Below are 16,948 nucleotides of genomic sequence, written 5' to 3'. Positions count from 1 at the left end.
GATTCCTTCCCGGGCCGGGAGGCTGCCCTCCAGGGGCCTGCCTGCTTCCGGACACGACAAAGCCCCGGGCTCCATGAGGGAACCCGGGGCTTCGGGACGGCAGGGACGTCAGGTGGGGAGGACTACTCCGCCCACCAGGTCTCGGTCATCACGCTGAAGCCGTTCACGGTGTCCACGTAGATGTGGACGGTGTTGCGGCTCCAGGGGTCGTTCTCGTAGGTGATGATGCAGCCCTTGAAGGAGCGGCCCTGCGTCAGCGCGTTCAGGTTGTTGAAGCCCGCGTCACGGACCGAGTTGGAGATGTGGGAGTTGCCGTTGACGTAGTTGAAGGCGCGCTGGACCTCGGCGCGCACCTCGGCGGCATCGGCCAGGTTCGGGCGGATGGAGGCGCCGTAGGGGACGCTGGTGGGCTCCAGGCCGAAACACGTCTTGTCGTCGCGGTAGTAGTGGTTGGCGGACGCGATGTTCCACCAGTCGAAGTGGCGCAGGGTGGTGGCGCCGTAGGAGCCGTTGGAGGGAATGGCGTTGATGGCGGTGAAGAGCGCCTCCAGGGGGCGGCTCAGGGTGGCGGAGTTGCGGATGTTGCGGAAGCTCACGTCACCAATGCCCGCCGTGTCGGCGATCTGCTGCGCGTTGGCGAAGGGGCGCGCGTTGAGCAGGTTCACGGCGCCGTTCCACGCGTCCGGCAGGACGTCGTGCAGCTCCGAGTCGTCGATGCTGTTCACCAGCGCGACGATGGCGGTCTGGTCGTCACGGGAGATGGCGATGCCATCCAGGATGCCGACACAGTCCGCGTCGATGAAGTCCATCGTCCGGGCGCCGCCCTCCAGCTGCTTGAGCCGGGCCGGGCCGACGAGCGGCACGGTGGACAGGTCCGCCAGCGACGTGAACGGCGTGGTGGCGCGGCGGTTCACGATGTTGGTGACCACGTTGCTGGGCAGGTAGCGGTCGAGGAGCGAGTACGACGCCGTGTTCGCGAACTCGAGGATGCCGGAGCACTCGGTGGCCACGTCGACGTTCGTCGTGGTGAGGATGGGGGCCTGCTGCTGCTGCTCGGCGGCCGGGGCGGACTCGGGGGGAGTCTCCGCCTGGGTACCAGGACCGCAACCAACGAGCATGCTCACGGCGAGAAGGGCTGAGCCAATACGACGCATCAGGAACTCCTGAATGGGGGGAGAGCTGCGATGAGACGCGGCTTAATACATCAAATCCGTCTGACACCACCGGCCCGATGCACGCCCTTTTCGTGTCACATTTCGGTCACCGCCCCTCTGTTCCGCTGACAGCGTTCCGCCCGGTTCCACGAGGCGAGACTTCCTGACGTGAGAACACACGGACCCAGGGTTGTCTCCGGCACCCCGTTCCGAGGGACCTTCCAGGTTGAGTGGAGTTCATGCGACCCTGGGAGTCCATGGGTCAGGAAGGGTCACAGGTGTTCCCGGGGGCGCTCCAGCCCGGCGCGGTGGTGGGGCGCTGGCGCGTGCAGGGGACGCTGGGAGTGGGCGGGTACGGCGCGGTCTACCGGGTGGAGCCGCTGGACGCGCCGGGGCGGAGCTTCGCGCTCAAGCTGTCGCTGCATCCGGACCCGGCCCGGGCGCTGCGGGAGATGGCGCTGTTGCTGGACCGGGCGTGGCATCCGAACGTGGTGCGGGTGCATGCCACGGGGCGGTGGCCGGATCCGGTGGAGGGACTGCCGTACTTCGTCATGGACTGCGTGGAGGGGATGGCGCTCCACCTCTGGACGGAGGCGGTCAACCCCACGTTCCGGCAGGTGGCCATGGTGGGCGGCTCGGTGGCGATGACACTGGGCGTGCTGCATGCGCGAGGCGTGCTGCACCGCGACCTGAAGCCGGAGCACATCCTGATCCGCGCGAGGGAGCAGGTGCCGGTGCTCATCGACTTCGGGGCGGGTGACCAGACGGGGGCCGCGACGCTCACGACCACCACCCTGCCCCCGGGGACGCTGCACCTGCGCAGTCCGGAGGCCATCCGCTTCCAGCAGCGCCACTGGAGGCAGCCGGAGCTGCGCTATCCATACCGGGAGGCGGATGACCTGTATGCCCTGGGCGTGTGCCTGTACCGGGCTGTCACGGGGCACTACCCGTTCCCGCCGGGGCAGGAGCCGGAGTTGCTGGCGGTGGCCATCACGGAGCGGCTGCCGCCGTCTCCGCGGGACATCAACCCCCAGGTGCCGGAGCCCCTGTCGCGGGCCATCCTGCGGCTGTTGGAGAAGGAGCCGGAACAGAGGCCTCGCACGGGGGAGGTGGCGCACTCGGAGCTGATGCGGGGGCTGCTCTCCGGTGGAGCGACGGCGTTCGAGGCGCACCTCTTCGATGAGATTCCGGGCACGCCGAATCAGATCCGCCGTCCGGCGTGGCCCGCGCAGCCGTACCTGAAGCCCGCGCCAAGGCCCCGGCCTGTTCCCGAGCCGGTGGCCCCGCGTCGGTTCCCGGCCTGGGGGTGGGCGGGAGTGGTGGTGTGCCTGGGATTGCTGTTGGCGGGACCCGGGACCTGGGAGGTCCTGCTTCGGGGCTGGACTCGACATACAACCCCCCAGGTCCCAGAGAGTGTTTCCGCCCCTGTTGGTCATAAAGTGGCGATCACGCCGGACCGCCCGCACAGTGTTCCCGTCGCCGCCCTGGTGACCGCTGCCCCCGTGGCGGCGTTGAAGGAGGAACACGCTCCCGTGACGACCAAGCCCCCTGTTCCGCCGTCTCCGAAGCCCGTTCGTGCGCTCAAGGCCGCGACGATTGCGTCTTGCATGGCGGGCATGGCCTGCGCCAGCGCCCCCCTGGTGGACCGGCCCACGCCCCCCGCCGAGGACTGTCCGGAGGATGCGAAGGCGGCAATGCAAAAGCTGAAGGTCGACGAGGTGCAGTGGGCCGCCCTGTTCGATCCAAAGACGAATTCTGATTTCGTCACCGTCCGCGAGGGACGCGCCGCTGTGTACACGCACGGCAGCGAGGGACGTGTGCAGTGGGGCTCCATGTTGACCGGTACGCTCTACGTCGGTTCCAAGCGGGTCTACGGTCGTTTCACCCAACTGCGTCAGAAGAAAACAGGTGAAACATATCCCGTCTGTATCGAACTCTGGTTCCTGGATGACCGTACGCGGGGCGTTCCTCGGAGCGAGGGGGGAGACGAGAACACCGCGGTCGTTCCCAACTTGATGTCCGTGCGGACCGTGTGGCGATACGACGAATAGGAGGACGCGTGCTCCTGCTTCTGCTTCCGTTTCTGGCAGCCGCAGATGGCGGTGTGTCCAACGACGCAGCCACTCCGCTTCCCGAGCAGGTCTGTCCCGACATGGGACTGGCGACGATGCTCTCCAAGAAGATTCTGGATCAAAGGGGAGTCCAGACGTTGGAACTGAAGGGTCTCTTGGGCACGGAATTCCAGGTCAGAAGTTTTCGCTCCGTGCGCCGGATCGCAGTGCAGTTGGAGTTCTCGGGGCGGACGTCCCTGCCTGGCAAGGCTGCCAAGGCAAGCCTCAGCGGTCCAAGTCATCAGACCTTGAGGGTCATGGAAGTCGTCGAGGTGGCTCCCGACTCCGAAAACGGAATCGCCTGGATCATCGTGGAAGCCGAAGCCCAGTCCCGTGAGGCTCGCGGCGTCTACACGCTGGAGCTTCAGGACGCGGAAGGAACACGACTGCTCGTGCTACCGGGAGTGCGATTTCCTTCCATCTGATCAATCCACGTCGGTCAGGGCATGACGGGCGGCATGAGGCCCGCCCTGGCCAGCAACTCGCGCACGCGACGCGCCAATGCGCTGTGCTCGGGATTGGCGACCGTGAATCGCTCAGGCGTCAGGATGATCAGCGTGCCTTTGTCCTCCACGGGCTCGATGCGCACGGGAGCAGGAAGTGGAGGGACCGTTCCCCGCTGACAACCAAGATAGGTCACCCAACCCAGCCACAGGTCGGCCTTGCCCGCTGGGTCGTCCCAATCCCGATGCGTTCGGGACATGGCCGTCACCCAGTCGGGTTCCCAGGCAACGGCCAGGCTGCGCACGATGTCCGTCAACACAGGAGCCGTGAAGATCCGCTCGGCATTCGCGCCCTGGCTGGGAAGAGACAAGAAACACGAGTTGGGCGCGGCATCCGAATATCCCCCGCAGTAGATCCGCAGGTCCGCAGAATCACGACGGGTCCCGCCGTTGTCGAACGACAGGCCAAAGCCGAGTGACTCGATGGCAGGCCCACCCCGCTCCCGGTTGGCGCCCTTCCTCAACATCTCAGCGAGGACGGATACATCAGGTGGCATGAGAGGGTGCTTGGTTGCATCCCGACGCGACCGGGTTGGTTTGTACCAGTGGGACAAGAAGGGGTCACACTCGGCCAACAGTTCAAGGAACCTGGCCACACGCCGCGCGCATTCCTCGGGCGATTCCTTGCGCGGCCCCCAATAGGCACCGGCGAAGTAGGTGTCGGGGTAGGTCTCGGGCTCGGGCTTGACGGTCATTCGCTCATCCACTCAAAGCACCTGAGTGTGGACAATTTCGATCCCCTCGACACGGGCATTCCTGAAAAGTTCACGAAGGGCCTTCGCGGCCGACTCCTCCGCGACGTGCCACCGAACAGGAAAACCCATTCCACGGGCCTTCTCTGCTTGTCGCCGGGCTTGATCAATGAGGCCCTGTGCTCCTGAGTTCTTGAACCACGCCTTGGGCTCCAGACCGTCAAAGAACTTCGCGTAACCGGGACCCTTGGCCTCCAGTAGCACGCCGTCCTTGAAGCCGTCGAACTTCACTCCTCCCGCTTGCGTGCTGGTGCCTCCCACCCAGTACGCCTCATCCGCGGAGTGCCCTGTGATCTGCTCCTGATAGCGCCGGGCGCGCGGCTTCATGGACTCCTTCGCCGGTGCCCACTGGCCGGGCCCCTTGGAGGGTGCGCCTCCCTGTGTCGCCGTGGATGCCCGCTGGAGGATGATGGCCGCCCCCGGACCTCCTCCCAGGACGGAGGCCGCGCGGCCTACGGGTACCGCGACCCGCTCGATGGCGAGCGCTCCTTGCGCCGACAGCGACAACACCGGCACCGTTGCTTCGGCACCCGTCATTGCCCCTGTCACTGTTCGCGTCGCGGATGTCGCGGAGCCTGTGGTCAGGAGGAGGTTCGTGGCCAACTCGGCCACGGTCCGCATCTGGTCGCCTCGGGACATGAACCGGAAGCGTTCGAAGTATTCGGGCGATGACGCCAGGAGCGCGGCCACTCCCGCGGGCAGGTCCTTTAACGCCGTGACGCTGTCCAGCGGGTACGTGAAGAACTTCCCCAGCGCGAGCGCCAGCTTCACGACCGCGGCTTCCGCTCCGTCCAGCGTCCTGCCAATGACGTCGGCGTCGTCATACACCTCGACGAACACCGGGCCGTTCACCGGCGCCATCTGTTCGTCCGCGAGCTGGAAGACGAAGCCGTTGCTCACGTAGAAGCGGCCCAGCTCGAAGGGGCCTGCCCGGAACGCGCCGTCCTTCCACTCCACGGCTCCGGCCTTCTGCTGCGTGCGGCCGTTCCACACCCAGGCGAGGTAGCCGTCTGGCCGCAACACCGCGACCCGGCTGTAGCGCTCCACCCTGCGCGACAGGGCGTCGCGTGACATCGCGCCTTCCGCCATCACCTCTCTCAACACCTGGCCTACGGCCATACGGGAGGGAAAGGTTCCCAGCGTCACGGGCTTGCGCAACAGCAGGGTCAGGAGCCGCGCCGCCTGCATGGGGGTGAGCGGCCCTCCTGGCAGCGGTCGTTCGTCGCCCTCTTCCAGCCCCGCGTCCGTCAGCAACTTCTCCCAGACATCCGCCTGGAGTGCCGGACTCGCGGCCACGGCCACACGGCCTGGACTCGCGCCCGTTCCCTCTTGGCGGATGGCCTTGCGCCGGTGCAGCCGAGGCAGATCCTCCGCGGGCTCGACGATGGCTGCGTGCGAGGATGCTTCAGGGGATGCCTCAACCGCGACCGTGCGTGGCGTGTAGCTCAGGTTCCTGCCGGACACGGGCCGCAGTGGCGTGCAGCCAGTGACGAGCACGGCCAGGCACACCCACAGCGCTTCAGCGCGCATTGTCCACCCCCAGGCCCACTGAAGCGAAGGCTCCAGGCCGGAGCGCTCCGTCCCCGTCCGGGAACAACAGCGTGCCTCCCGTGCCCATCACGTAGAGCTTCCCCGCGAGGATCCGCCAACGTGCCTCCGCGGCTCCCAGGTAGCGGGCTCCGGGCTGCCCCAGGCCCATCCCCAAGCCCTTCAGCGCCACTTCCAGGTCGCGCCCCAGGAGCTGCACCGCCACCCGGCCGTCCACGTCCACGCGGCCCCAGGAGAAGGCCTCCGCGCTCAGCGACAGCTTCAGGTGCTTGTAGAGGCCGCCGTAGCTCACGGCATCCCAACCCGCCCGCACCTCGCCCTGGAGGGAGTAGCCATCCGGGAAGGAAGCCGTCGCCAGCGGGGCGCCGTCCGGGCCCGCCGTTCGAAAGCGGGCCAGTTCGTAGTCCGGCCCGAAGAAGCCCTGCCGGAAACCTCCGTGCTGCCTGCGCACCTCCAGCCGCAACGAGAGGTCCATCGTGGGTGTCTCCGCGTCCGCGCCAGCCCCCACCACCGCGCCCCACGCGCCCCCTTCACCTGGCCGTCCTCCCCATCCCATCAGCAGGTGCGCTTCAAGGCCCGGACGCGTCAGCACCACCGCCGTTCCGTCCAGATGCGCCAGCGTCACCCCGGGCGCACGTCCTCCGGCACGTCCCCAGTCGTGCACGGCGGAGATGGCGAGCGTGTAGCGCCCTGCCTCACGGCCTCGCCCGAAGAGGAGGTGCTGAACGTCCAGCGAGAGCTCCGCGCCCATCAACCGCGCGCCCAGCACGTCCGAGACGAAGGCCTCCGTGTAGAGCGGACCCAGCGTGCCTGTGAGAAAGCCTCCCGCCGGGTGGTAGTCGGGGTTCGTCCGGTTGGAGTAGCGGCGCACCAGATGCGCCGACAGCAGGCTGTAGTCCTCCAGGGCTCCAAACCAGACGCCCACGGGAGATGCGTCCGAGCCCAGCTTGAGGGCCCGCAAGAGCTGGCCCCAGTCGGAGAGACTGTCCCAGTCTTCGCGCCGGAGACGGCCTGCGCCTCTTTCGCCACCCCACAATCGCAACCGGACGGGAGCCCCCAGGCTGATGCCGAGCTCCGGGCCACCGTCCAGGATGAGCGTGGGCTCGACCTGGGCGAAGCCTTCATCCGCGCCTGTCCCTGTACGCGGCATCAGCGCGAGGGTCGTCATCTCCAGCCGCGTCAGCGAGTACACCGAGCGTTCCGCGACCGGTGAGTCCTCGGAGTCAGGAGGTGATGCAACTGCATTCAGTGCAGGAAGGAGTCCCAACCACAGCACGATCCACCGGCGACCACCCATCGCTCGTGACTCCTGGCTGCGTCCCTGCATGGGGAGTGGAACCAGGTCATACTCGGTCGGTCCGACAGCCTTGCCGGAGCCCTCGGCTCAGAATCCCGTCACCCATGAGCCGCAGCTTCTTCGAACTGAATGACGACGTTCAGCATCCTGGGCGCTGGCACCTCACCCATCCGACCCATCCGGACGGTTCGGAACTGGAGGACCCCTGGCAGTTCACGGAGGGACGCCCCATCGCCGTCCCACCCAGGTTCCGAGTTCCCATTGATGTTCCAGGTCACCCGCTCGATTTCTCGCTCGCGGGACTCAGCGTTCCTGTCGTTCACGTCCGGGTCGCGAACGTCTTCCTCGAAAGGGCACCCCGGGACGTGCAGATCCTGCCCGTGGATGTTCCCGGCCAGCCCGACCAGTACTGCATCCTCGTCGTGACCCGGCTCCTGGAGTGCATCGACGAGCGCGCATCTCGCGTGCAGTTCTGGAGCGAGGAGGATGGCATCCCGGAGGGGCAGTACTCCTCCGTGCGGGATCTGCACGTCGATCCCGCTCGCATCGCGAATGCACACGCATTTCGAGCCAGGGGCTGGCCGGGCCCTCTCCTCATCTCCGAGGAGATCAAACAGGGCCTGGAGTCGTTGAAGGCCACAGGCGTGCTGTTCACGCCTGTTTAGAACCCCATCGCGAGCGCGACCTGCTCCGTGCGGTTCACGTCGTCCAGCACCTGCGCGAGCTTCTCGCGCACGGCCGCGGGGGCATCCGGCCCCAGGAACAGCCGCAGCGTCGGGGAGCCCGCGTCCACGGCGTCCACGATGGCCTTCGCGGCCTTCGCGGGGTCACCCGGCTGCGTGCCGGCGGACTGCGCCACCCAGGCTCGCATCGGGCCCATCGTCTCCGCGTAGGCCGCCAGCTCCGGCATCGGCCGGAACGATGGGCCCAGCAGCTTCGTGCGGAACATGCCCGGATCCACGATGAGCACCTTCACTCCGAACGGCGCGACCTCCTTCGCCAGCGACTCGGACAGGCCCTCCAGGGCGTGCTTCGCCGCGCCGTACGCACCCGCGCCCGGGTATGAGACCAGCCCGGACACGCTCGATAGCTGCACGAGGGTGCCCGTCCGCCGCTCCCGCATGTGCGGCAGCACCGCTCGCGTCATCGCCACTGCTCCGAAGAACAGCGGCTCGAAGGCCGCTCGCAGCTCCGCGTCGCTCGTCTCCTCCACCGCCCCCAACAGCGTGTAGCCCGCGTTGTTCACCAGCACGTCGATGGCACCGAAGCGCTTCAGCGCCGCCGTGATGGACTCCTGCACCTGCTCTGGCTTCGTCACGTCCAGCCGGACCGCGAGCACCCGGTCCGGGGCCCTCGCCACCAGGTCCTCCAGCGTGCGCGGGTCTCGCGCCGTCGCGACCACGCGCTCCCCTCTCGCGATGACCTCCTCCACGATGTTGCGGCCAAACCCAGACGACGACCCCGTGACGAACCAGACCTTGTTGCCCTGTGCGCTCATGACTGCCTCCGTGGCTCATGAAGTACGCCCCGGGCTTCCGCTCCGAAACGCGTCGTCACTGCATGCACTTTGTAGCTACGCTAAGGAATGCGCGACGACCTCTCCGGCCTGATGGCGTTCCTCGCGGTGGCTCGCAGACGCAGCTTCACCGCCGCCGCGTCGGAGCTAGGGGTCACTCCCTCCGCGGTGAGCCAGAGCCTCCGGGCCCTGGAAGTACGCGTGGGCGTGCGGCTCCTCCAGCGCACCACCCGCAGCGTGGGGCTCACCGAGGCCGGCTCGCGCTTCCTCTCGCGGCTCGAACCCGCGATGCACGGCGTGCAAGACGCCTTCGAGTCCCTGGGCGAGCTTCGCGACCGGCCCACGGGGCTGCTGCGCCTGACCCTGCCCCGCTACGGCTACCAGGAGGTGCTCGGCCCACGCCTGGCGGAGTTCCTCACCGCCCATCCCGACATCCGCGTGGAAATCCATCTGGACGACGCGCTCGTCGACATCGTCCAGCAGGGCTTCGACGCGGGCTTCCGCATCGGAGAGCTCGTGGACCGCGAGATGATCGCCATCCCCGTGAGCGGCGACATCGTCATGCACGTGGTGGGCTCGCCGTCGTACTTCGCGAACCGCGGCAAGCCGAAGCACCCTCGCGAGCTGCGCGACCACGACTGCATCAACTACCGCAGCCGGACCACCGGCGGGCTCCTCCGCTGGGGGCTGAGCGACGGCGGAAAGCGCATCGAGGTCGCTGTCGAGGGCCGCGTGGTGTTCGATGACGCGGAGCTGGTGCTGGACGCCACCGTCGCCGGGCTGGGGCTCGCCTATGTCCCGGAGAGCCGCGTCCGGAAACTTCTCGCGGAGAAGCGGCTCGTGCGCGTGCTCGAACCGTACTCCACCACCCTCCCCGGCTTCTTCCTCTACTACCCGAGCCGCGCCCAGGTGGCTCCCAAGCTCAAGGCGCTCATCGACTTCTTCAAGCTGAAGCGGCGGCGCTGAGCTACTTCGCGGGAGGAGGCTCCACGGGCAGCGACTTCGCTCGCTTCTCCACCGCGCGCAGCGTGTCCACCACCGCGTCGTTCTGCCCCACGCTGGCCAGGAACCCGGGGACGGAACCCCCGGGGTCCACCGTGAACTTGTAGACGACCCAGGACGTGCCCTCGCCCTTCGGCTCCACCTTCCAGCTGCCCTCGTTCAGCCGCAGGCGCACCACGTCCCGCCTGGCGGGGAACGCGTCCGGCTCCGCCTTCCAGCGCTGCTGGTACACGCCCGTCCCGTCCGGCGCGACCTTCGACTCCGTCACCACGTGGCAGATGTAGTCGCGCGAGGACACCACCGGCAGATCCAGCCGCGTGTACGTCAGCCGCCCGCCGTCATCCGTGGGCCGCACCACCCGCGACTCCTTCACGTACGGCATGAAGAGCCGGTACGACGCCTGGTCCTCCAGCGCCGCCTGGATCTGCGCCGCGCTCGCCTTGAGCTCGCCTTCCGCCCAGATGTCCTTCGCCTTCGTCCCCGGACGGGGCCGGACCTTGATCACGAAGGGCTTCGTTGCCACCGTCTCCCATTCCTGCGCCCCCGCCACGCCCGCCGCCAGCACCACCGCCAGGGCCAGGCCCCACCGCCGAGTCATTCCCAACATGTGTCTGCCCTTCGGTTCCGCGCGCCGCCGGCCCTCGCGGCGCGTGCGTCACCTGTATCCCATCTTTCCGACACCCGGACGACCCAGGCCTGCCCACGGAGCGACTCGGGCACACGGGCCGCTCGACTTTGCGTGCAAGCCTTGGCAAGCCTTGCTCCCATGGCTCCTCAATTCTCCGGTCCCCCGCCCGAACGCGGTCTGTTCTGCAACCGCACCCTCAACATGCGCGCCATCAAGGCCGTGGGCTACGACATGGACTACACGCTCATCCACTACCGCGTGGAAGCGTGGGAACGCCGCGCCTACGAATACATTCGCGACCGTCTGGTGGAGCAGGGATGGCCCGTGGCCGACCTGACGTTCGACCCGATGCTCGCCATCCGCGGCCTCATCATCGACACCGCCAAGGGCAACCTCCTCAAGGCCAACCGCTTCGGCTTCGTGAAGAAGGCCCTGCACGGCAGCCGCCCCATGGACTTTGAGTCCCAGCGCGAGGCCTATACCCGCACCGTCATCGACCTGGCGGACCGGCGCTGGGTGTTCCTCAACACCCTGTTCTCCCTCTCCGAGGCCTGCATCTACGCGCAGCTCGTGGACCGCCTGGACGCCGGCCAGCTCCCCGGTCCCATGGGCTACGCGGACCTCTACGAGCACGTGCGCAAGAACCTGGACGCCACGCACATGCAGGGGCGCCTCAAGGCCGAAATCATCGCGGACCCCGAGCGCTACGTCATCGACGACCCGGAGACGCCGCTCGCGCTGCTGGACCAGAAGAACGCTGGCAAGAAGGTGCTGCTCATCACCAACAGCGAGTGGGCCTACACCGAGCCCATGATGCACTTCGCCTTCGACCGGCACCTGCCCGAGGGCATGACCTGGCGCCAGCTCTTCGACGTGGTCATCGTCAGCGCGCGCAAGCCCGAGTTCTTCACCACGCGCTCCACCCTCTTCGAGGTGGTGGAGGCCAACGGCGAGGCGCTGCTGCGGCCGCACTCCGGACCGCTCGACAAGAACAAGCCCTACTTCGGCGGCAGCGCGCTGGAGCTGGAGCGGCACCTGGGCCTGTCCGGCGACGAAATCCTCTACGTGGGCGACCACATGTTCGGCGACGTGCACGTCAGCAAGAACGTGCTGCGCTGGCGCACCGCGCTCATCCTGCGCGAGCTGGAGGACGAGGTGCGCGCCATCGCCGCCTTCCGCGCCACCGAGGTGCGCATTGGCGAGCGCATGCTCAAGAAGGAGCGCCTGGAGGCGGAGAGCTGCCAGGTGCGCCTGGAGCTCCAGCGCCGTCGCCACCATTACGGCCCCCGCTCGGACGTCGCGGAGGGAGAGCTGGTGACGCGGCTCACGGAGCTGCGCGCGGAGCTGGAGGCGCTGGACGCGGAGCTGGGCCCCATGGCCCGCGCGGCCGGTGAGCTGTCCAACCCGCACTGGGGCCTGCTCACCCGCGCCGGCAACGACAAGAGCCACCTGGCGCGGCAGGTGGAGCGCTACGCGGACATCTACACGTCGCGCGTGAGCAACTTCCTCTTCGCCACGCCGTTCGTCTACCTGCGCAGCCCTCGCGGCAGCCTCCCGCACGACCCCAGCATCCCCGGCGGCACCCCGGTGTTCACCACCGGGGACGGCGCGGGCAGCGGCCCCGCGGAGTAGCGAAGAGCCCTCGCGGCGCCTCGCGACTACTGCGTGAGGCGCCAGAGGGCCTGCAGGTCCGCGGGCAGGTTGCTGGCCACCTTGTCCGCCTCGCCTTCGGATATCTGGTCCTGGAAGGCGCGCAGCACCGCGCGGACCACCAGCTCCGCCTGGTCCACCGGCATCTGGAGGTCCTCCGCGACGGACGCGATCATCTCCTCGCGACCGAAGCGGTGGGGGTGCCGGGGGCGCTCCTCCGGCGGCGGCAGGAACTCCACCAGCATCCGCGGCAGCTGGGACTCCAGGTTCCGCGCCCCGTTGGGCATGAGCCGGCGCTCCAGCGCGCTCAGCACCGACACGGCGGCGGACTCCGCGAGCGCGGGAGGCAGAGCGCTCAAGTCACAGACGTGGTGGATGAACGCCGCGTAGGTGGCGCGCAGGTGGGCTTCGTGCCGCCGCGCGTGGCGTTCCTGCTTCTCGGTTTCGGTTTCATGGGCCTGGGCCATGTGGGCACACCTTGGGCAAGGGGGGACGGGACCTCCTGGAAGGTGGTCACCAGAACGCCCGTCAGCGCCCGGCAGGCAGGCGGGCCCCACCCTCTTGTGCCCCACTCCCGCCCGGCCGCCGGGGGAATCCCCTGGAAATGCCAGGGGTTACTGAACATGTGTCCAGACCTCCGAATGGAGCGGGACCTGGCGACCCGGCGCGTGGACCGGCCATGTCAGACCCCTCCCGTAGAAATGATCGCGTGAGCCACTCGACCCCGCCATCGTCTCCGTCGCGAGTCCTGGAGCAGCGAAACCTCCTGGGAGGCCTGGACCTCCTGCCCGTGATGGGCCGGGGCAACCGCAAGCGCGCGCGTCAGTTCCACGTCCCCACGGAGCGCAAGCTCGGGTTCGCCGCCGCGCTGGCGCTGGTGGTGGAGCACGGACGAGAGAAGGCCCGGGAGACGGGCACCACGTCCATGACGCGCTGCCCGCGCTGCAACCACGTGGGCCCCACGGAGCAGGACTTCGGCTTCCGCATCATGAGCCAGGGCCAGCGCCGTCCGCAGTCCTGGTGCCGGGGCTGCCGCGGCCAGCACCTGGAGCCGGTGAACGCCTCCCAGCCCCGCCCCGAGGACGGCTGGCTGTTCCCGCCGGAGACGACCGCGAAGCCCAAGGCGAAGGCGGGCAAGTCCAGCAAGCCCAAGGCGAAGAAGCGCGCCCGCCGCGACAACGAAGACCTGACCTGAGCACCGCCGCACCGGCCGCGCCTGGCGGGATTCCCGCTTGGTGTTGAGCGCCGCTCGCGAGCCCCCTGTCATCCCGCGCCACCGGGCGCCCGCGTCCCGACATGCTCCCGAGGCGGCCCCTGTCCCGCCCGTCGCCAGGGATGGCAACGCCCCGCATGGGTCCCTACCTCAGGTCCAAGGAGGACTTTCATGTCCGTGCGGACCCGAGTGGCAGGCATCAAGAACAAGCGACGCGTGGATCCCCATGCGGCCCAGCCGAGCGTACAGGCCAGCAAGGGGCGTAAGACGCTGGCCCATGACGACGCGGCGGCGCAGCTGCGGGAGAAGGAACTGAAGCGCGTGACGCTGGGCCCCGCCGCTGGCGACCACGGCCCCAAGCGCAACAACCGGGGCACGGGGCTCCGGGGGCGCAAGAAGGCTCCCAGCCAGATCCACATCAAGCGCGCGGGTGGTCCTCGCGAGCGCTCCCGGCTGCACGGGGGCTGAGGGCACACGCCCTCCGCTGAAATGACGACGCCCCGCGTGGGAGACGGAAAGGACCGTCTTCCACCGCGGGGCGCGGTGCGTCTGGGTGCTATCAGCGCCGGTCAGTAACCGACGTAGCCGCTGCCGTTGCTCAGGCCCTTGATGCCGGGGACGTCGGACACGGAGCCGTAGCGCTCGATGGAGTAGCGGACGCCCGCGATGATGTTGTCCACCGGGTTGCGGATGTTGTCGTGGCCCGGGAGCTTGTACGCGTCGAACGTCGGCTGGATGGTCTGCATCAGGCCGATGGACGGGGTGCCCTTCTGGGCGTTGGAGTCCCAGTTGTTGATGGCGTTCGGGTTCCCGCTGGACTCGTGCTGGATGATCTTCGCGATGTCCTGGGGGTTCATCTTGTCCGTGGGGACGCCGTTGGCCTTGAGGATGTCCATGGCCTGCTTGATCCAGTCACCCACCTGGCCCGGGGGCACGTCACCCACCGGCTGCGCACCCTGCGTCTGCTGCGCGCCGCCCGTCAGGTCCGGCCCCTTGGACACGCCCTGCGCCTGGAACTCATCCTTGCTGCCCGGGATGTTGAGCTTCGCATCCGCGTAGATGAGGTCCTTGTTCGTGATGTTCGGGTTCGCCTTCACCAGCGAATCCACATCCGTGTTGAAGCGCTTGGCCAGCGCGCCCAGCGTGTCGCCAGACTTGATCTTGTAGTCCATGGGGGGAAGGACCTTCGCGATTGCCGAAAACGTGTATGCCTGATTCTCGGAGATTGATTCGCGGAGTTTCGCCTACATTTGCGGTTTTGTAGGCGCTTTCACGCAGAGTCACGCCCGGAACCGACCTCTTGGAATCCTGCGGTGGGACTGTCGCCAGAACAGCCCCAGCAGGACGGCGAGTGTAGCCTCCAGGCCACCGGGGCCGCTGCCGCACCCGCATTTGACGTCGGGCCGGTCCATGTCCGGTGTCGACGGGTCGACGGTGGCCTCGCAGGGGGTGAAGCAGCGGCAGGCGTCGTCGCCGTTCACCTCCAGCCGGGCGCACACGCCCTGCTCACCGCAGGCGGCGTCCTCCGTACAGGCCGCGCCGTAGGTCCCGGCCTGGAGCACGGGCAGCAGGCACCGGGCAGGGGCGTCCCCGGCGGTGACGCATTGCAGGCCCGAGGGACAGTCCGCGTCGCTCGCGCAGGCCTCCTCACAGAGGGCGTCCAGGGGGAGCGTCTCCGTGGGCGCGGGGGGTGGGGCCTCCTCCAGGAAGGGGCGGACGAAGTCCTCCAGTGCGTCCACCCGCACCTGGACCGCCTCCGTCCGGCAGGCCACGTCACCGCTGACAGTGAGACCCAGGAGCACCTCGTTCCCCTCCGGGCCCCCCAACACCGGGCCTCCGCTGTCCCCCACGCAGGTCATGGCCGGAGCGGGGCCGGCCTGGAAGGCGCTGCCGGTGACGCCCGTCACCTGGAGCAGGCCCTGTCGCCGCTGGCCCGCAGGCTGGGCCGCGTCCTTCGTGTCCCCGTAGCCCACCGCCCGCACCGGGTCTCCCGGCGCCACCGGGGCGTCCCCCGCCTGGGGGAGCCGGAAGGGCGGGACGTCCGTCACGGGCACCGCCAGCCGCAGGAGGGCGGCGTCCCAGGTGTGCGTGGCCGGGACGAACTCCGGGTGGGCCACCGCCCGGGTGACCCGCACAAACCGCCCGCCGGGCCCGGGCTCCGGGAGCAGCGTGGGGCCCAGGAAGACCTCGTAGGGGCCCGCCTCCCCGAAGACGGCCAGGCAGTGCGCCGCCGTCAGCACCACGTCCGGGGCAATGAGGGCGCCCGAGCAGAGGAGCACCGGCGCCTCCCCTCCGCAGCGGGTGCGCCGGGCCACCAGCGCCACCGCCGCCGGGTCCCCAGGGGCATCCGTCCCCTGGACCAGCCCCAGGCCCAGGCTCCGGGTGGGTCCGGAGGGCTCGGGGTCCACCGGACCACAGGAGGGCAGGCAGGCGAGCACCAGCCAGGTCCCGAGCGCAACCCCCCTGGGGGGTGGGCATCCTGTCCTATCCCGGGCGGACGCGGTGGACCGTTTCACCATGGGGCGCATCATAGGCAACAGGGGGTCATGGGAATGGGGGGTGCCCCGCGTTACCTTGCCCCTGGGGGACCTGAACCGGATAGAGTCCGTTGCACGTCTCCCTGCCCCGAGGGGCTGAAGGCTTGTCTGCCTGCCTTCTCCGCCGGAGGGGACTGCCACATTGAGTGGCCTGCCACATCTTCACGGGTGGTGGGTCTGCAACCCTTTTTGGAGGATGTTCACATCATTCGCGAACAGAGAAACAGCAGCCGGGGTCCCAACAGGGACCAGAGAACCAACCGCCGCATCCGCGCGCGGGAAGTCCGTGTCGTGGGCTCCGACGGTTCGCAGCTCGGAGTCATGACCATCGAGGCGGCGCTTGAAAAGGCCCGCTCCGAGTCGCTCGACCTGGTCGAAGTCAGCCCGATGGCGAAGCCGCCGGTCTGCAAGATCATGGACTACGGCAAGTTCAAGTACGAGGAGAAGAAGAAGGCCTCGGACGCGAAGCGCACGCAGGTGGTCATCCAGCTCAAGGAAGTGAAGCTCCGTCCCAAGACGGAGGAGCACGACTACGAGTTCAAGGTGCGCAACACCCGCCGGTTCATCGAAGAGGGCAACAAGGCCAAGGTCGTCATCCAGTTCCGCGGGCGTGAAATCACGCACAAGGAGTTGGGCAGCGCCATCCTCGATGACGTCATCAAGGACCTGAAGGACGTGGCCGTGGCGGAGCAGCTGCCGCGCATGGAAGGCCGGCAGATGTACATGATCCTGGCCCCCACGCCGAAGGTCGCGCAGAAGGCGCGTGAGCAGGCGCGGCAGGCCGCTGCGGCCGCTCGCAAGTCCCCGCCTCCTGGCACCGGCAAGAAGCCCCAGGCGCCTGGTGCTCCGGGTGCGGACGGTGCCTCCACGGCCCCGGTCGAGTCCGACGGCGCCAGCGACGCTGGCGACGACACGACGGACGAAGCGCCGGACGCCGCGCCCGCGACGACGTAGTCGTCCGCAGGCTTCCCGCGTCTCCCCTCACCGGGAGACGCGCACACGGGCGGTGCCCCTTGGGATGCGTCCCGGGGAGACCG

The 16,948-nt window shown here is 68.5% G+C and carries 17 protein-coding genes; 8 read left to right on the top strand and 9 right to left on the bottom strand.

The features are described 5' to 3' along the window. Nucleotides 1-122 precede the first annotated feature (122 nt). Complete coding sequence (locus tag D7Y04_RS01100) at nt 123-1,154, bottom strand: helix-hairpin-helix domain-containing protein (RefSeq protein WP_120599398.1); 1,032 nt, start codon at nt 1,152-1,154, stop codon at nt 123-125. Between the two features lie 257 nt (nt 1,155-1,411). On the opposite strand from D7Y04_RS01100, the gene D7Y04_RS01095 reads away from it, so the two are divergent. Next, nucleotides 1,412-3,205: a serine/threonine-protein kinase gene (locus D7Y04_RS01095; protein WP_158627438.1), complete on the top strand. Its 1,794-nt coding sequence runs from the start codon at nt 1,412-1,414 to the stop codon at nt 3,203-3,205. Nucleotides 3,206-3,213: 8 nt separating this feature from the next. Further along, complete coding sequence (locus D7Y04_RS01090; protein ID WP_121758051.1) at nt 3,214-3,690, top strand: DUF2381 family protein; 477 nt, start codon at nt 3,214-3,216, stop codon at nt 3,688-3,690. 14 nt (nt 3,691-3,704) lie between these two features. Here the strand turns inward: D7Y04_RS01090 and D7Y04_RS01085 are convergent, their stop codons facing one another. The 3 genes from D7Y04_RS01085 to D7Y04_RS01075 are packed head-to-tail and all read right to left on the bottom strand — an operon-like array spanning nt 3,705 to nt 7,365. Further along, entirely contained in the window at nt 3,705-4,463 is a 759-nt protein-coding gene (locus tag D7Y04_RS01085) for an immunity 52 family protein (protein ID WP_121758050.1), read from the bottom strand. 12 nt (nt 4,464-4,475) lie between these two features. Beyond that, nucleotides 4,476-6,050, bottom strand: coding sequence for a restriction endonuclease fold toxin 5 domain-containing protein (locus D7Y04_RS01080; RefSeq protein WP_121758049.1), 1,575 nt, complete (start codon nt 6,048-6,050; stop codon nt 4,476-4,478). Further along, a complete protein-coding gene (locus tag D7Y04_RS01075) occupies nt 6,040-7,365 on the bottom strand; it encodes a hypothetical protein (RefSeq protein WP_199749590.1) in 1,326 nt (441 codons plus the stop codon). The genes D7Y04_RS01080 and D7Y04_RS01075 overlap by 11 nt, the downstream gene beginning before the upstream one ends. A gap of 104 nt (nt 7,366-7,469) precedes the next feature. Here D7Y04_RS01075 and D7Y04_RS01070 point away from each other — a divergent pair, with 104 nt between their 5' ends. Further along, a complete protein-coding gene (locus D7Y04_RS01070; RefSeq protein WP_121758048.1) occupies nt 7,470-8,030 on the top strand; it encodes an imm11 family protein in 561 nt (186 codons plus the stop codon). Here the strand turns inward: D7Y04_RS01070 and D7Y04_RS01065 are convergent. Further along, complete coding sequence (locus D7Y04_RS01065; protein WP_121758047.1) at nt 8,027-8,863, bottom strand: oxidoreductase; 837 nt, start codon at nt 8,861-8,863, stop codon at nt 8,027-8,029. The two genes, D7Y04_RS01070 and D7Y04_RS01065, sit on opposite strands and share 4 nt — an antisense overlap. Nucleotides 8,864-8,950: 87 nt before the next feature. Here D7Y04_RS01065 and D7Y04_RS01060 point away from each other — a divergent pair, with 87 nt between their 5' ends. Then, a complete protein-coding gene (locus tag D7Y04_RS01060; RefSeq protein ID WP_121758046.1) occupies nt 8,951-9,847 on the top strand; it encodes a LysR family transcriptional regulator in 897 nt (298 codons plus the stop codon). A gap of 1 nt (nt 9,848) precedes the next feature. On the opposite strand, the gene D7Y04_RS01055 is transcribed toward D7Y04_RS01060, so the two are convergent. Continuing rightward, nucleotides 9,849-10,490 (bottom strand): SRPBCC family protein, encoded by a 642-nt coding sequence (locus D7Y04_RS01055; RefSeq protein WP_121755024.1) that lies wholly within the window; start codon nt 10,488-10,490, stop codon nt 9,849-9,851. Nucleotides 10,491-10,649: 159 nt separating this feature from the next. Between D7Y04_RS01055 and D7Y04_RS01050 the strand changes: the two genes are divergently transcribed. Next, the gene (locus tag D7Y04_RS01050) at nt 10,650-12,143 is read left to right on the top strand and encodes an HAD-IG family 5'-nucleotidase (protein WP_121758045.1); all 1,494 of its coding nucleotides are present in this window, start codon (nt 10,650-10,652) and stop codon (nt 12,141-12,143) included. A 26-nt stretch (nt 12,144-12,169) separates the two neighbouring features. Here the strand turns inward: D7Y04_RS01050 and D7Y04_RS01045 are convergent, their stop codons facing one another. Beyond that, on the bottom strand, nt 12,170-12,628 hold the full coding sequence (locus D7Y04_RS01045; RefSeq protein WP_120597815.1) for a DUF2267 domain-containing protein: 459 nt from the start codon (nt 12,626-12,628) through the stop codon (nt 12,170-12,172). Between the two features lie 212 nt (nt 12,629-12,840). On the opposite strand from D7Y04_RS01045, the gene D7Y04_RS01040 reads away from it, so the two are divergent. Both D7Y04_RS01040 and D7Y04_RS01035 read left to right on the top strand, forming a co-directional pair. After that, nucleotides 12,841-13,356: a hypothetical protein gene (locus D7Y04_RS01040; protein WP_120597816.1), complete on the top strand. Its 516-nt coding sequence runs from the start codon at nt 12,841-12,843 to the stop codon at nt 13,354-13,356. A 189-nt stretch (nt 13,357-13,545) separates the two neighbouring features. Then, nucleotides 13,546-13,842 carry a hypothetical protein gene (locus D7Y04_RS01035; RefSeq protein WP_120597817.1) on the top strand — a complete coding sequence of 99 codons (297 nt, stop codon included), beginning with the start codon at nt 13,546-13,548 and terminating at the stop codon, nt 13,840-13,842. A gap of 101 nt (nt 13,843-13,943) precedes the next feature. Here D7Y04_RS01035 and D7Y04_RS45380 read toward each other — a convergent pair whose 3' ends face one another. Both D7Y04_RS45380 and D7Y04_RS01025 read right to left on the bottom strand, forming a co-directional pair. Beyond that, complete coding sequence (locus D7Y04_RS45380; RefSeq protein ID WP_120597818.1) at nt 13,944-14,546, bottom strand: transglycosylase SLT domain-containing protein; 603 nt, start codon at nt 14,544-14,546, stop codon at nt 13,944-13,946. Between the two features lie 108 nt (nt 14,547-14,654). After that, on the bottom strand, nt 14,655-15,812 hold the full coding sequence (locus tag D7Y04_RS01025; protein WP_121759231.1) for a trypsin-like serine protease: 1,158 nt from the start codon (nt 15,810-15,812) through the stop codon (nt 14,655-14,657). Nucleotides 15,813-16,115: 303 nt separating this feature from the next. Between D7Y04_RS01025 and infC the strand changes: the two genes are divergently transcribed. Further along, entirely contained in the window at nt 16,116-16,865 is a 750-nt protein-coding gene (gene infC, locus D7Y04_RS01020) for a translation initiation factor IF-3 (protein ID WP_120597829.1), read from the top strand. The last annotated feature ends 83 nt before the right edge of the window (nt 16,866-16,948 follow it).

It is taken from the genome of Corallococcus sp. AB038B, from assembly GCF_003668955.1.
Taxonomy (GTDB): Bacteria; Myxococcota; Myxococcia; order Myxococcales; family Myxococcaceae; genus Corallococcus; species Corallococcus exiguus.
This window is presented reverse-complemented; position numbering and strand designations above follow the sequence as displayed.

What these genes read in the sequence shown, in the direction of transcription:
- D7Y04_RS01095 (WP_158627438.1), top strand. Translation starts at nt 1,412, where the DNA reads ATGGGTCAGGAAGGGTCACAGGTGTTCCCGGGGGCGCTCCAGCCCGGC.
- D7Y04_RS01070 (WP_121758048.1), top strand. Translation starts at nt 7,470, where the DNA reads ATGAGCCGCAGCTTCTTCGAACTGAATGACGACGTTCAGCATCCTGGG.
- D7Y04_RS01085 (WP_121758050.1), bottom strand. Translation starts at nt 4,463, where the DNA reads ATGACCGTCAAGCCCGAGCCCGAGACCTACCCCGACACCTACTTCGCC.
- D7Y04_RS01055 (WP_121755024.1), bottom strand. Translation starts at nt 10,490, where the DNA reads ATGTTGGGAATGACTCGGCGGTGGGGCCTGGCCCTGGCGGTGGTGCTG.
- D7Y04_RS45380 (WP_120597818.1), bottom strand. Translation starts at nt 14,546, where the DNA reads ATGGACTACAAGATCAAGTCTGGCGACACGCTGGGCGCGCTGGCCAAG.
- D7Y04_RS01035 (WP_120597817.1), top strand. Translation starts at nt 13,546, where the DNA reads ATGTCCGTGCGGACCCGAGTGGCAGGCATCAAGAACAAGCGACGCGTG.
- D7Y04_RS01060 (WP_121758046.1), top strand. Translation starts at nt 8,951, where the DNA reads ATGCGCGACGACCTCTCCGGCCTGATGGCGTTCCTCGCGGTGGCTCGC.
- D7Y04_RS01100 (WP_120599398.1), bottom strand. Translation starts at nt 1,154, where the DNA reads ATGCGTCGTATTGGCTCAGCCCTTCTCGCCGTGAGCATGCTCGTTGGT.
- D7Y04_RS01045 (WP_120597815.1), bottom strand. Translation starts at nt 12,628, where the DNA reads ATGGCCCAGGCCCATGAAACCGAAACCGAGAAGCAGGAACGCCACGCG.
- D7Y04_RS01080 (WP_121758049.1), bottom strand. Translation starts at nt 6,050, where the DNA reads ATGCGCGCTGAAGCGCTGTGGGTGTGCCTGGCCGTGCTCGTCACTGGC.
- D7Y04_RS01065 (WP_121758047.1), bottom strand. Translation starts at nt 8,863, where the DNA reads ATGAGCGCACAGGGCAACAAGGTCTGGTTCGTCACGGGGTCGTCGTCT.
- D7Y04_RS01075 (WP_199749590.1), bottom strand. Translation starts at nt 7,365, where the DNA reads ATGGGTGGTCGCCGGTGGATCGTGCTGTGGTTGGGACTCCTTCCTGCA.
- D7Y04_RS01040 (WP_120597816.1), top strand. Translation starts at nt 12,841, where the DNA reads ATGTCAGACCCCTCCCGTAGAAATGATCGCGTGAGCCACTCGACCCCG.
- D7Y04_RS01050 (WP_121758045.1), top strand. Translation starts at nt 10,650, where the DNA reads ATGGCTCCTCAATTCTCCGGTCCCCCGCCCGAACGCGGTCTGTTCTGC.